The following is a 14,596-nucleotide window of genomic DNA, read 5'->3' on the forward strand; positions in this document are numbered from 1 at the left end:
TTAGATGATAAATTGTTTAAAAACTTTAGAAAAAGAGGTTTAATGAACTAATTCACAAAGAACTAGTCTTTTATAGTTTTGTTAACATCTTTCATTTAATTTAAACAGAAAAAAATGTAATTTTACTCTTCAGTCATAACCACTTTTCATGGGAAAAATTATAGCTATTGCAAATCAAAAAGGAGGTGTAGGTAAAACTACTACAAGCGTAAACTTAGCAGCTTCTTTAGGTGTTTTAGAAAAAAAAGTTTTACTGATAGATGCTGACCCTCAGGCAAATGCATCTTCTGGTTTAGGTATAGATGTAGAAGCTGTTGAGTATGGAACGTATCAAGTTTTAGAACATACAATTTCTGCAAAAGACGCTATTGTAAGTACAAGTTCTCCTAACGTAGATATTATTCCTGCTCATATAGATTTAGTAGCTATAGAAATTGAATTGGTAGACAAGCAAGAGAGAGAATACATGCTTAAAAAGTCTATTGAAGCACTTAAAAATGAGTATGATTATATCATAATTGATTGTGCACCCTCTTTGGGCTTAATCACTTTGAATTCATTAGTAGCTGCAGATTCTGTTATTATACCTATTCAATGTGAATACTTTGCATTAGAAGGTTTGGGTAAATTACTGAATACTATTAAAAGTGTTCAAAAAATACACAATGCAGATTTAGATATAGAAGGTCTACTTTTAACCATGTTCGATTCGCGTTTACGTTTATCTAACCAAGTTGTAGATGAAGTTAGAAAACATTTTTCTAGTATGGTTTTCAATACAATTATTAGAAGAAATACACGTTTAGGAGAAGCACCAAGTTATGGTGAAAGTATCATTGCCTATGATGCAACTAGTAAAGGTGCAGTAAATTACTTAAATTTAGCACAAGAATTATTAAAAAAGAATTCATAACATGGCAAAAGCAACCAAGAAACAGGCTTTAGGAAGAGGATTATCTGCTTTGTTACAAGAAAGCCCTAATATAAATTCTGCATCAGACAAAAATGCAGATAAATTAGTGGGTAATATTATTGAAATAGAATTAAGTGCTATTGAAGTAAACCCATATCAACCAAGAACTTATTTTGATGAAGAAGCCTTAAGAGAACTTGCAAGTTCAATTAAAGAGCTGGGTGTAATACAACCAATTACAGTAAGAAAGTTAGAAGGCAATAAATTTCAACTAGTTTCTGGAGAACGAAGATTTAGAGCCTCAAAATTAATAGGTAACAAAACAGTACCTGCTTACATTAGAATTGCAAACGACCAAGAAATGCTAGAAATGGCATTGGTAGAAAATATTCAGCGTAAGAACTTAGATCCTATTGAAGTAGCACTTTCTTATCAAAGATTAATTGATGAAATTCAATTGACACAAGAAGAGTTGAGCACAAGAGTTGGTAAAAAACGTTCTACAGTAACTAATTATTTAAGACTATTAAAATTAGACCCAATTTTACAAACGGGTATGAGAGATGGTTTTATATCAATGGGTCATGGACGTGCAATGATTAATGTAGATAATACAGAAGATCAATTAGCCATTTATGAAAAAATTCTAAGAGAAAAGTTATCTGTTAGACAAACAGAAGAACTCGTTAAAAGTTTAAAAACAGGTAAAGTTACCAAACCTAAAAAGAAGACTATACCTGCTTTTGTGAAGAATAATAAACAAACGTTTAATGACTTTTTTGGTCATAAGATTGATATTAGTGTAGGTTCTAATGGTAAAGGAAAAATTACAATTCCCTTTCATTCGGAAGAAGATTTTAATAGAATTAAAAAATTACTAGAGTAAGTGTTTCTCAAAAAATCGATACTTTTTTTTGCTATTGTATTTTTTTCTGTGAGTTTGTATTCACAGAAAGATTCAATTACAGATGTAACAAAAATTCAAGATTTAAAAATTAAAGGTAACATTAATACTTCTCAAGGCATGTACGATCCTTTAGCACCCTCTAAAGCAGCTTTTTATTCTGCTATTTTTCCTGGTTTAGGTCAAATTTATAACAAGAAATACTGGAAAGCCCCCATTGTTTGGGGAGCCATGGCTATACCTGTGTACTATTATCAAATTAATAATAGAGATTATAGAAGATTTAGAACTGCATACAGATTAAGGCAAAATGGTTTAACAGACGAGTTTACTATAGATGGCGTAGAAACAGTATCTACAGAAACTTTAGAAACAGCACAAGAACAACTTAGTGAAAATAGAGATTTCTCTTTATTATCAGGTATCGTTATTTACATATTACAAATTGTAGAAGCAAGCGTTAATGCACATTTAATGCAATTTAACACGGATGATAATCTAACTTTTAAACCAACCTTGATTCAAGATCCAATTTCTTTTGATGCACCCACAGTTGGTTTAACTATTAAATATAACTTTTAAATGAAGATTGCACTATTAGGCTATGGAAGAATGGGTAAAGAAATTGAGAAAATTGCAATTTCTAGAGGACATGAAATAGTAATTCGTAAAGAAGCAGATACAGAAATAGATATTACTGAAGCTGATGTTGCTATTGATTTTAGTGTACCAACTTCTGCCTTTGAAAATATTACAAATTGTTTTAAAAGTGGAGTTCCTGTGGTTTCTGGCACAACAGGTTGGTTAGATAAATATGATGAAGCTCTTACAATTTGTAAGGAAAATAATGGTGCTTTTATATATGCTTCTAATTTTAGTGTTGGTGTAAATATCTTCTTTGAATTAAATAAGCAACTTGCTAAAATGATGAGTAACATAGAAAATTACTCTATTGCTATGGAAGAAATTCATCACACCAAAAAGCTAGATGCACCAAGTGGAACCGCAATTACTTTGGCAGAAGGTATTATAGAAAACACCTCTAAAGAAAACTGGGACTTAGATAAAGCATCATCAGAAAATAATATTCCAATAGTTGCCAAAAGAATTCCAGAAGTTCCTGGCACACACTCAGTTTGGTATAATTCCGATGTTGATAGTATTGAGATAAAACATACTGCTCACAATAGAAAAGGTTTTGCTCTAGGTGCTGTAGTTGCTGCAGAATGGCTTCTTGGTAAAAACGGAGTATTTACAATGAAAGATGTGTTAAACATCTCTTAAATACTGTAACTTTTTTTATTATTTTGCGCCCTATAAAACATTAATAGTCCTTTCTTTTTTAAAGAAATAAAATATACGTTATGACATTTACACAATGGTTTCTATTTTTCTTAGCTGTACAATTAATTCATTTTTTAGGAACTTGGAAATTGTATGTAAAAGCTGGTAGAAAGGCTTGGGAAGCAGCAGTACCTGTTTACAATGCTGTAGTATTAATGCAAATTATTAATCGCCCAAAATGGTGGGTAATTTTATTATTTATACCTATTGTAAACTTATTAATGTTCCCTGTAATTTGGATTGAAACTATAAGAACTTTTGGTTTTTACAAGAAATTAGATTCTCTGCTGGTTATAGTTACATTAGGTTTTTACATTTATTACATCAACTATGCTGCAGAAGCTAATTACAATGCAGAAAGAAGTTTAAAACCAAGATCTGAATTAGGAGAATGGATAAGCTCTATAACATTTGCCATTATTGCAGCTACTTTAGTGCATACTTATTTTATGCAGCCTTTTACTATACCAACTTCTTCTTTAGAGAAATCATTATTGGTAGGAGATTATTTATTTGTTAGCAAATTTCATTATGGGGCAAGAGTACCATCTACAGTTATTGCTGCACCTATGGTTCATGATTCTCTGCCATTTACAGGTACAAAATCTTATTTAAATAAACCTCAATTACCATACACAAGATTACCAGGTTTACAAAAAATTAAGAATAATGATATTGTTTGTTTCAATTGGCCTGCAGATTCATTAGCTACAATGTGGGGTGATACTTCAGGTAAATTCACTTACAAACCTTTTGATAAAAAGACAAATTACGTAAAACGTTCTGTAGGTATAGCTGGTGATTCCTTAGAAATGAGAGATGGTTATATTTACATTAATGGTAAAAAGAACGACCTGCCTTATAGAGCAAAACTTCAATTTTACTATACTTTCGAAAGTAAAGAGCCTATTAGTCAAAGTACGTTTCCAAAGTTTTTATTAGATAAAGAAAGAACAGGTGTTTATAAAATTTTATCTGAATATTGGAACAATGACAAAGTTCAGAAAGCCATAAAAGAAAACGGAAGTTTATCTAAAATTGGAGAAGATTCTTTATACACAGAAGTTGCAGGAGGTATAAATCCGCAATTTGCACAGCGCTTAAAAATGATTAATGTCGAGAATAAAATCAACATTAATATGACAGCTGAAGAAGTAGAAAGGCTTAAAAACTATTCATTAACAGTATCTATAAAAAAGGTAAATCATGGTGCAGATAAAGCAATATTTCCTCATGTTGAAGAATTAGGTTGGAGTCAAGATAATTTTGGTCCAATATACATCCCTAAAAAAGGAGCTACTGTAGCACTAAATTCAGAAACAATTCCTTTTTATGAGCAGATTATTAAGAATTACGAATCGAATGATTTAGCTATTAATGGAGAAGATATTTTTATTAATGGAGAAAAAGCTACTAGCTACACTTTTAAACAAGATTATTACTACTTAATAGGAGATAACAGACACAACTCTTTAGATGCTCGTTATTGGGGCTATGTACCTTTTGATCATGTTTTAGGAAAACCAGTAATGATTTGGTTTAGTTGGGATGCAGATGCACCTTCTTTCGCTGCAAAATTAAAGTCTATTAGATGGGACAGAATGTTTACCACTGTGCATGGAGATGGAGAGCCTGTTTCTTACAGATACATTGTCTTTGCTTTAATTGCATTATACATAGGTTATAGTTTTTATAAAGGAAAAAAGAAAAAGACTGAAAAGTAAAATTACTATAACCCTTTTAACACTTACTGACCAATGTCGTTATTCATTCCTACCTATTTCTCACCTATTTCTCAATATTCAGAAATAATTAAATCGAATGAAATAGTATTTGAAATGGAGGATAATTTTCAGAAGCAAAGCTATAGAAACAGATGTTATATCTACAATTCTAATGGTAAACAATTATTAAGCATACCAGTAAAACACATCAACAAAGAAGGTCGTAAAAAAACCAAAGATACTCTTGTAGAAAATGATTTTCCTTGGCAAGACCATCATTTCAAATCATTAAAATCTGCTTATAGAACATCACCTTTTTTTGATTTTCTAGAAGATGATATTGCACCTATTTTCTATAAAAAATATAAATATTTACAAGATGTGAATATAGACACCTTTTTGTTTGTGAAAGATACATTGCAATTAGATCAAACTTTTAAGAAGACTAATTCATATCAAACAGAAAGTGTTACTAGGGATTTTAGGGTTCTTGCCGATAGAAAACATCAACCTAAAAAAACGATTGAGCCCTACATACAAATGTTTGATGACAAGCATGGGTTTCTGCCAAACTTATCAATATTAGACCTAATTTTTATGGAAGGCCCGAACGCAATTAGTTATTTGTAATTGCTATTCATTTTTTTATTACCTTTAAGAAAGCTTAAAATAGTATGGAATATCTTAAAAATGCTTTTCTTAGAATTCACCCAATACCAGAAGAGAGTTTAGAAAAATTAATAAGTATTGCCTCTATTGAAACTTATGAAAAAGGGTATTTACTTGCAGAAGTAAATAAGTTTACCAAAAATTTTTACCTATTAAAAAAAGGATTAGTTAGCTCTTTTTACTCAGATCAAAGTAGCAAAAAATACATTAGAACAATATTTACTCCAGGCTCTACAACTGGGTGTTTGCGCTCTTTAATAGAGAAAACACCATGTAATTTAACTTACGACTGCTTAACTGAATGTGAAGTATATAAGTTTGATTTTCAAAAATTTGAGGATTTTGCAAAAGATGATATCCATTTAACAAACTTGTATAATAAAGTCTTAAAAAATTTATATCTACAGCTAGAATCTAAAATTTATGATTTAGCTGTACTTAATGCTACAGAGAGATATTTAGATATGAAAAAAGAAATTCCTAATATAGAAAACCTTATACCTCAATATCAAATTGCATCTTACCTAAATATTACGCCTGTGCAATTAAGCAGAATTAGAAAGGAAATATACTCTAAATAGCGGTTCTTAACATATGTTTAGATAAACTGGGATATTATTTGTTAAATTTGAGATAGATAATAATTAATGTCCCCCAATATTATTTTTGAAAAAAGGTTTATTTTTAATAAACCTTTTTTTTATGGTAAAATTTATAATTCATTACTCTTTACATTTCTTATTTCCTTTGGCTATAGCCTATATCTTCTTTAAAGAGAAATGGAAAACTGTTTATTTTATTTTTCTTGCTTCTATGCTAGTAGATTTAGATCATTTGTTAGCAAGCCCAATCTTTGCAGAAAACAGATGTAGCATCAATTTCCATCCTTTGCATACTTATTATGCAATGGCTATTTATTTTGTAGGCCTATTTTTTAAAAAAACAAGAATATTGGCAATAGCTTTGCTATTCCATATGCTTACAGATCTTATTGATTGCTATTTGTAAAACGATTGTACAATCTTGTAATATCATTAGAGATATTGAATTTAATAATTATAAAAAAGTAAATTAGAGTTATTAAAAGACTTTTTAGGGCAATATTGATTATTGGATGAATGGGAAAACCAAATAATTCAACAACAGGCACATTAAAATCCCAAAAATTGAATACCAAATACATCATTGCAATAATTAAAATCATAATGAAAGATTTATTGGTAAATGGAGTCATAGAAAATTTACTTTTCACAAACAATATCTTACCTGTATTTGCTGTAAAAATTACAATTAATGTTGCTAAAGCTAAACCATCTGTACCCATCTCTAAATCATAATAAAATAATTTATTTAAAAAGTAAACAGATAAGGCCATTCCTACACTAAAAGGTAAAGTTACTTTGTAGTACTTCGAATTATTAATAATAGCACCATTATTACCTAAAAATCCATTATACATTTTAAGTAAAGAAATCATAAATACAACTAATACACCACCTGCATATTCTTGAGGTAATAAATTAAATAATTGCTGAACATTTGTATTGATTATTACAAAAAAGAAACCACTTATTAAAAGTAAATTTATAGAGCTTTTCTTGTAAAGTGAAGCAACCTCAGCATGATTTTCTTCATTCAAAGTCTTTGATGTTAAAGGCTGTAAAATATTTAACATAGCTCTACTTGGTGCTTCTATAAACGAACCTATAAAAACAGCAACAGAATAATAGGCAGCTTTTTCTAAAGACTCTTTACCTGGAATCATAAATTTATCGATATCTAAAATGATAGCACCTGCACTACCTGCAAGAATAATATAAATAGAATAACGCATGATTTCATTAAAATTCTCTGGTCTTGAAAATGTGAACTTTGGAAAGTACAAACGAAATGCATAAAACATCATAACAAACATTCTTAGAAAGTAAGCAGCTGTTAAGTAATAAATGAATTCAGCTTTAGAGATGAACTCAAAATAAACAGCAAAAAGCAAAATCATTACCACTACCCTATTCCATAATTCTTTTAAAATGTTACCAAATACAGACTGAAATTGCACTTTAGCCCAAGCATAAAAAACTTCGAAATAAGCACAAGTAAAAGCAATAAGATAGATTACGAACGTATAATTTTTTATAATTGGATTTTCTTCTGACAAGTAATTGCTAATCTGTTCATAAAACGCATTACCTAAAAAACCCATAGGTAAAGCCACCAATAATGGTAAAAATAAAATTGCAGATAAAAACTTATCCTTTTCAACTTTTGTGTAATAACTCGAGAAAAATTTAACGATGGTATGATGTATACCTAATGCAATCAAAGGCATTAATAAGTTAGATGATGAGAGCAAGAAAGTAACTAACCCATAGTATTCATCTTCTAAAAAACGAGTGTATAAAAACAAGGTATTTATTCCACCAAAGACGAAGCCAAGGTAAATAAATAAGGTGTTTTTAAAAGATTGCTTTAATACAATTCCCATTTAAAGAGATTTTATAATTGTTGCTAGTTGCTCTGTGAGCTGTTTTCTATGAAATTGATCAATATTTTTAGAAGCTACTTTTAAATCATCCTTTAAATAATCATAATAAAGTGCTAAAATTTTATTCTTCAATGCCAGTTTATCTTCATAATTAAAAACCTCACCAGCCTTTGTATTTTCTAAAATTACAGACAGATCACCATTTTTTGGCCCAAGTGCTAAAATAGGTCTTTTTGCAGTTAAATATTCAAAAAGTTTTCCTGTTAAAATACCATTTGCATTTTCTACATTCGGAATCAATAATAATAAAACTTGTGATTTTTTTTGATATTGAATTGCCTTTTCATGAGATACGTAACCAATAAAATTTGCATTCTCTTTTAACTGATTTCGCTCTATTTCTTTTAAAACTTCATTAGAAATATCACCAATGAAATTCAATTCTAAATCATTCTTAAAATTCGCTTTTTCTAAACTAATTTCTTTTAATACTTCAAATAATATTTTAGGATTACTCTGCTTAGGTAGCAAACCAATATAAGAAATAGAAAATTTGGAATCTAAGATAACCTCAGTACTCTGCAGAACTTCATCATCAAAACCATTTGTAATTACTTCTACTCTTTTTGAATTAACTTCAAATTCCTTTTTTAAAGAATTACTAACTGTAATTACACAATCTGCATTTTGTAAAACCCTTTTTTCTAATTTTAAATGTTTCTTTTTGGCAAAGGAAAGTTGATTAAATTCTTTATTGTAATATAAATTTGTCCAAGGATCTCTAAAATCTGCAATCCATTTTAGTTTGTGTAACTTTTGCAGTTGTTTAGCAATAAGGTGCATGCTGTGAGGAGGACCTGTAGAAATTATTGCATCAACTTTATGGTTCTTTAGGTATTTATTTAAATACTTAACAGAAGATTTTACCCAAAATATTTTAGGATCTGGAATAAAAAAATTCCCTCTTATAAATGCTAACAACCCATTATTAGTACTATTGGAAATATCCTTTTTTTGTTGTTGCTTATTTTTCCAAAACAAAACATCAGTAGGTTCCCAAATTGGCTGTTTTAGAATGGTAATATTTTTAGGGATTTGTTTTTCTAAAGAAGCATCTGCTTTTGGATAATTCGCGTTTTCTACTGTATAAATTATAGGTTCAATGTCAAAATTTTGTAAATACTTTACAAATTTTAACCAACGTTGAACGCCAGAACCACCTGCAGGAGGCCAATAATATGTTATAATTAATACTTTCAATAAAATTTAATCTATGTATAAACTTAATAATTTAATACTTTCTGCTTCCCAATTTTCATTTTTTTGCATTACTGCATTAAATGCATTTTCTGTTTTTAATTGATATGTACTATAATTCTGATAAATATCCACAACTTTTTTAGCAAAATCATTGGTATCATTTGCTTTAAAAACAATACCTGCATCGTATTTATTTACGATTCTTTGCAAGGGTTTGCAAGAACTTACTAAAAGTAAGCTTTTACTCATCATAATTTGAAATAATTTATGTGGAATTGTATTATCTGTATGTTCGTTTGCTAAATGAGGAATAATGTTGATGTTGGTTTTTTGCATAATGGTTGAAACTTCATCAAAAGGCCTGTATCCAACAAAAACAACCGAATTCTGAAGATTGTGTTCTACAACCAATTGCTTTAAAGTATGCTCTACATCTACACTACCTTTTCCAATTAAAAACAGCTTCGCTTCAGGAATATTTTTAAGAATGTTTGGCATTGCTTCTATGGCTGTTTGCAAACCCCTATGAGGCCCAAATCCACCAACATAAGTTATAGAAAACTCTTTATCAGTAATAATGTTTTGAGCTACAGCATGCTTAAAATTATCAGCAAATTCTTTTTTCTCATGATTAGAAACCACCACTAATTTGCGTTCATCAATTCCGAAATTTGCAATTAATTTGGTTTTCATTTCTTCAACCACACAAATAACTTTATCATATTTTTTACAGTACTTTTCTTCTTTCTTAGACCATAATTTAGGGTTCATGAATAGCCTATTTTTGAACTGGATTAGTTTACTTTGTTTCCACAAAAACCAAGTTTTTAAAGCTTCTGGGTAATTTTCATGTAAATCTAAATAAATACGCTTTACGTGATTCTTAAACATAAAACCTGTACCTGCCAAGGGTAAATCATGCACATGTAAATACGCTATCTGATATTTCTGAAAAGCCAATTTTAATCCTTTATAAAAAAGTGGATTGATATTGGTTACACTTTCAATAATATCATAAATGCCTTTTTTTGAATTGGTATAATTAGTTCCAATTCTAAAAATAGTTACATCATTTATAATTTCAGATTGCACATCATCCTTTTTTCTAGGACAAACAACCAATACATTTTTACCATTTTCAGCTAAAGATTCTGCCTCTTTTCTTACTCTAATATCATTAGGATAAGCACCATCAACAATCATGCAGATATACTTCATTTTATAAATTCTGTATGGTTTCTAAAACACGTTTTGTAGCATTACCATCCCAAAATTTTGGAACCTCGCCATTTTTAAAAGTACCATTAGTAATAGCTAAAATAGTCTCTGCAATTTTTTGAGTATTAAAAGACAATAAAACATTGGTACCTTCCTCTAAAGTAGATGGTCTTTCTGTATTTTCTCTTAAAGTAATGCAAGGTATTTTAAGGTATGTTGTTTCCTCTTGAATACCTCCACTATCTGTAATTACACAAAATGAATATTTAATTAATTTTTGAAAAGCAAAATAATTTTGAGGTTCAATTATTTTTAATTGATTGATACTTTCTAATTCATTTATCAAATTGAACTTTTCAAAGCTATTCTTAGTTCTAGGGTGCATGGAAAAAACCACCAAATGCTTACTAGTAATGTTTTTAAATAAATCTATAATTTTTAATAAAGCTTCTTTTGTATCTACATTTCTTGGCCTATGCATGGTAACTAAAATATACTTACCTTTTTTCAACGCTATTTCTTCTAATATTGAAGATGCTTCAATTTCATTATTAAAATGAACCAAAGTATCTATCATTGTATTTCCTACAAAGGCAATTTGATTTTCAGCTTTACCAATTTGTTTAAGATTTTCTATTCCGCTTTTTTCGGTAACAAAACAAATATCTGAAATTTCATCAGTCAAAATTCGGTTTACTTCTTCTGGCATTTGCCTATCTAAGCTTCGTAAACCACTTTCTAAATGACCTAATTTAACTCCTAATTTATTGGCTGATATTGCTGCAGCTAAAGTAGAATTTACATCACCCACACATAGTAAAATATTTGGCTCATAAGATTGAATCACCTTTTCTAATGCAATAATAATTTCACCAATTAAGCTATTGGCAGATGTAGCTGAAACTCCTAAAAAATAATCAATTTCAATATTAAATTGCTTTAAAAAGACAGCAGACATTTTTTCATCATAATGCTGACCTGTGTGCGCAATTTTCACTTCTAAATCTGGAAAATTCTTTGCTACTTTTTTAAACTGTGTAATTTTTACAAAGTTGGGTCTAGTACCAACTACAATCAATATTTTTTTCGTCATCTAATTTCTTATTGCATGAACTGCATAATATCTTGGAGTAAATTTCCTTAAAATTGGCCTAAATCCTATTTTACTTATTGGACTTGTCCATTTTTCTTTTTCTTGAATCGACCACCCTGATTTTTCTAACAACCAATCAAATTGCCAATCTTCAAATTCGTGATAATGCCTATCCCACATATCCGTTTTACTTCTATATGCTTTGGCAAACCATAAATCTAATGGTATTGTTGCTATTAAAGTAGTAGCTTCTATAGCTCTCAATACATTAAAAGGAGCCAATAAATGCTCAAAAATTTCAAAAGCAGTTACAGCATCTACCTTATGCTCTTTTACAATTTCTGGTAATAAATCTAGATCTTCACCATTAGTATTTATCACAGTATAACCATTTTGTTCCATAATTTCAGAAAAAGGATTTCGTATTCCTAAATCTAAAATTGTAGCTGGTGCTGGTAAAACTTTTTGAAGAAATTCTAGTGTATGCTGATATCTTTTAGTTGGTAATTTACTGTACATTTAAAGTCGTTTTTTTCTTTTTACGATCATCATAAAATAACCAACCAATCGTAATTGCAATTAACAATCCATAAGAAATTAAAGAAACCAAGCTTCCTTTTTGAATTACTTTAGGTTCGAACTTAAATACAATTTGATGCTCACCTGCAGGAATTATCATTCCTCTTAAAACGTAATTTACTCTGTAATGTGGTGTTAATTCTCCATCAACATAAGCATTCCAGCCATCTTTATAATAAATTTCAGAAAAAACTGCAAACTGTTCTTTTTGTGTTTTTGAATTGTAAGTCAGCTTTGTAACATCATAACTTTCTAAAGAAATATTAGCTGTTGAATCTTTTTCAAAGTTAAACGAATTACTTTCCTCTAATTTACTTCGATCTATAACTGCAGCAGTTTTTGTATTTAAAGTATCTAAAGCATTCATTTCTTTATCTGCAGAATCTACAAGAACTACGTTATTTACAAACCAAGCATTACCAAAAGCGTCTTGATTTAATTGAGCTTGTGGTTGATTATTTTGATTGGCAACAATAAAATATTTAGTGTTTAACATATTTAAAACACGCATATTATTCTTTGCTATTTGGTAATCGAACAATTCTTTATACCTACCCATTTTTGCTGCATGATACCCTCCAATTGATTGATGAAAATAAGAGGTTGAACCATCTTGCATTGGGTCTATAGTAAAGTTTGCCACCCTATAATGAGATGTATCTTTTAGTATCTGTTTATCTGCATTTGTAGCTATAAATGGCTTTTCTACCTTTCTAGAAGACTTAAAATCAGATTCATTTACATATCGTTTGTCTACAGAAAGTAAATCAACCAAAATAAATACAACTAATGCAATTATTGCATACTGTTTTTTCAATTTATCTTTCAAAGTAAACCTTAAAATACCCGCTGTTAATATTACAAATATGATCGATCTAATAGAATCTACCAACAACATAGATTTTCTATCTGCGATGACCGCATCAATTAAACCTGGCAACTCATTATAATTAGAATCTCTTAATCCTTCAAAAGTTGAAAAACTCTGAGCCAACAAATAACCAAAGACAATTAAACCTGCAAATGTGAAGAATGCATTCTCTAAAGCTTTCTTTTTTTCTTTATTGGAAACTTCTTTTGAAAAGAACTGTTTTAATGCTAAAACTCCTAAAATTGGCACACATAACTCTGCTATTATTTGTATGGATGACACTGCCCTAAATTTGTTATATAGGGGAACATAATCAATAAAAATATTAGTTAAAATTTCAAAATTTCTACCCCAACTTAATAAAATAGAAAATACTGTAGCTGCAATTAACCATTGTTTTAGCTTACCCTTTACCAAGAAAATTCCTAGGAAAAACAAAAAGAAAATAACTGCGCCTATGTAAGCTGGAGCTTCTATTATAGGTTGATCTCCCCAATAAGTTAATACTGATTTTGAATAGTCATTAGCAACTTTTTTACCAGCTGTTTTTTCAATTAATTGATAAAAATTAGAATCGTTTCCCAACTCTTCTACTGTTCCTCCACCCATATATCTTGGAATAAACAAATTGAAAGTTTCTAATTTTGCATAGCTGTATTGTGTAATATAGTTTTTATCTAAACCTTGTTTTTCTACTTTTTTAGAACCGTCTGCATTTATTGTTAATTCAGATTTTCCTCTTGTACTATAATCGGTATACTCTTTCATTGCCATAAGTCTTGGAGCATTTGCACCAATACCTAAAATAACAGCAGCTATAATAACTGCAGCCTGTTTAATAAACGTTGATAATTTATCTTCTTTAATGGCATGAATTAATTCTACAATTCCCAGAATTAGCAAACAGAATCCTAAATAATAGGTCATTTGTATATGGTTTGCAAAAATTTCTAAAGCCATAGCTAAACCAGTAACAATAAAACCTAGCACAAATTTTCGCCTAAAAACAAGTAAAACACCTGCTAATATTAATGGCATATATGCAATTGCATGAGCTTTAGAATTATGACCAGGAATAAAAATGATTATCAAATACGTTGAAAAGCCAAAGGCTAATGCTCCTAGAATTGCCAATCTCCATTTTACCTTTAGAGCCAGCATTAGAATAAAAAAGCTCAAAAAATACAAAAATGTATAATCTGCTGGTCTTGGTAAAAAACGTAAAAGTTTATCTAACGATCTTACAAAATCATATGGATAATAGGCACTAATTTGATAAGCAGGCATTCCACTAAAAGAAGCTCCTGTCCAATAAGGTTCAGAATCATTTTCTGCTCTATAATCTACAATCTCCTTAGCCATACCTGTAAACTGAGTAATATCTGATTGCGATAATTTTTGTCCTTTTAAAACAGGATGAAAATATAATAGAGAAGCAACTATGAATAATACAATTGCAATAACGTATGGTAAAATCTTTTTTGGTTTCAAGCTTAAAATTTAATGTGATGTGTAAAAAATATGTAAACAGTAGCG

14 protein-coding genes are annotated in these 14,596 nt (G+C 29.4%); 8 read left to right on the top strand and 6 right to left on the bottom strand.

The window, feature by feature from the left end; genetic code table 11:
• Window positions 1–148: 148 nt before the first annotated feature.
• The 8 genes from MED152_RS04920 (at window position 149) to MED152_RS04955 (ending at window position 6,562) form a co-directional block, all read left to right on the top strand.
• Window positions 149–913 (top strand): ParA family protein, encoded by a 765-nt coding sequence (locus MED152_RS04920; RefSeq protein WP_015480755.1) that lies wholly within the window; start codon window positions 149–151, stop codon window positions 911–913.
• Window position 914: 1 nt separating this feature from the next.
• On the top strand, window positions 915–1,799 hold the full coding sequence (locus MED152_RS04925; protein WP_015480756.1) for a ParB/RepB/Spo0J family partition protein: 885 nt from the start codon (window positions 915–917) through the stop codon (window positions 1,797–1,799).
• A gap of 48 nt (window positions 1,800–1,847) precedes the next feature.
• Window positions 1,848–2,399, top strand: a complete 552-nt coding sequence (locus MED152_RS04930) for a DUF5683 domain-containing protein (protein WP_238559159.1) — start codon at window positions 1,848–1,850, stop codon at window positions 2,397–2,399.
• Window positions 2,400–3,101: a 4-hydroxy-tetrahydrodipicolinate reductase gene (gene dapB, locus MED152_RS04935; RefSeq protein ID WP_015480758.1), complete on the top strand. Its 702-nt coding sequence runs from the start codon at window positions 2,400–2,402 to the stop codon at window positions 3,099–3,101. It abuts the gene before it with no gap.
• 80 nt (window positions 3,102–3,181) lie between these two features.
• Complete coding sequence (gene lepB, locus MED152_RS04940) at window positions 3,182–4,885, top strand: signal peptidase I (RefSeq protein ID WP_015480759.1); 1,704 nt, start codon at window positions 3,182–3,184, stop codon at window positions 4,883–4,885.
• Between the two features lie 33 nt (window positions 4,886–4,918).
• Window positions 4,919–5,515 (top strand): WbqC family protein, encoded by a 597-nt coding sequence (locus MED152_RS04945; protein WP_015480760.1) that lies wholly within the window; start codon window positions 4,919–4,921, stop codon window positions 5,513–5,515.
• Window positions 5,516–5,559: 44 nt separating this feature from the next.
• A complete protein-coding gene (locus MED152_RS04950; protein ID WP_015480761.1) occupies window positions 5,560–6,135 on the top strand; it encodes a Crp/Fnr family transcriptional regulator in 576 nt (191 codons plus the stop codon).
• Between the two features lie 121 nt (window positions 6,136–6,256).
• Window positions 6,257–6,562 (top strand): DUF6122 family protein, encoded by a 306-nt coding sequence (locus tag MED152_RS04955; protein WP_015480762.1) that lies wholly within the window; start codon window positions 6,257–6,259, stop codon window positions 6,560–6,562.
• Here MED152_RS04955 and MED152_RS04960 read toward each other — a convergent pair.
• The 6 genes from MED152_RS04960 to MED152_RS04985 are packed head-to-tail and all read right to left on the bottom strand — an operon-like array spanning window position 6,543 to window position 14,551.
• Window positions 6,543–8,039, bottom strand: a complete 1,497-nt coding sequence (locus MED152_RS04960) for a lipopolysaccharide biosynthesis protein (protein ID WP_015480763.1) — start codon at window positions 8,037–8,039, stop codon at window positions 6,543–6,545. The two genes, MED152_RS04955 and MED152_RS04960, sit on opposite strands and share 20 nt — an antisense overlap.
• Complete coding sequence (locus MED152_RS04965) at window positions 8,040–9,299, bottom strand: glycosyltransferase family 4 protein (protein ID WP_015480764.1); 1,260 nt, start codon at window positions 9,297–9,299, stop codon at window positions 8,040–8,042.
• Window positions 9,300–9,305: 6 nt separating this feature from the next.
• The gene (locus tag MED152_RS04970; protein ID WP_083903256.1) at window positions 9,306–10,517 is read right to left on the bottom strand and encodes a glycosyltransferase; all 1,212 of its coding nucleotides are present in this window, start codon (window positions 10,515–10,517) and stop codon (window positions 9,306–9,308) included.
• Window position 10,518: 1 nt separating this feature from the next.
• Window positions 10,519–11,610, bottom strand: coding sequence for a non-hydrolyzing UDP-N-acetylglucosamine 2-epimerase (gene wecB, locus MED152_RS04975; RefSeq protein ID WP_015480766.1), 1,092 nt, complete (start codon window positions 11,608–11,610; stop codon window positions 10,519–10,521).
• Window positions 11,611–12,129 (bottom strand): methyltransferase, encoded by a 519-nt coding sequence (locus tag MED152_RS04980; protein ID WP_015480767.1) that lies wholly within the window; start codon window positions 12,127–12,129, stop codon window positions 11,611–11,613.
• A complete protein-coding gene (locus MED152_RS04985) occupies window positions 12,119–14,551 on the bottom strand; it encodes a YfhO family protein (RefSeq protein ID WP_015480768.1) in 2,433 nt (810 codons plus the stop codon). The genes MED152_RS04980 and MED152_RS04985 overlap by 11 nt, the downstream gene beginning before the upstream one ends.
• Window positions 14,552–14,596: the final 45 nt, after the last annotated feature.

The sequence above is a fragment of the Polaribacter sp. MED152 genome (genome assembly GCF_000152945.2).
In the GTDB taxonomy this organism is placed as follows: domain Bacteria; phylum Bacteroidota; class Bacteroidia; order Flavobacteriales; family Flavobacteriaceae; genus Polaribacter.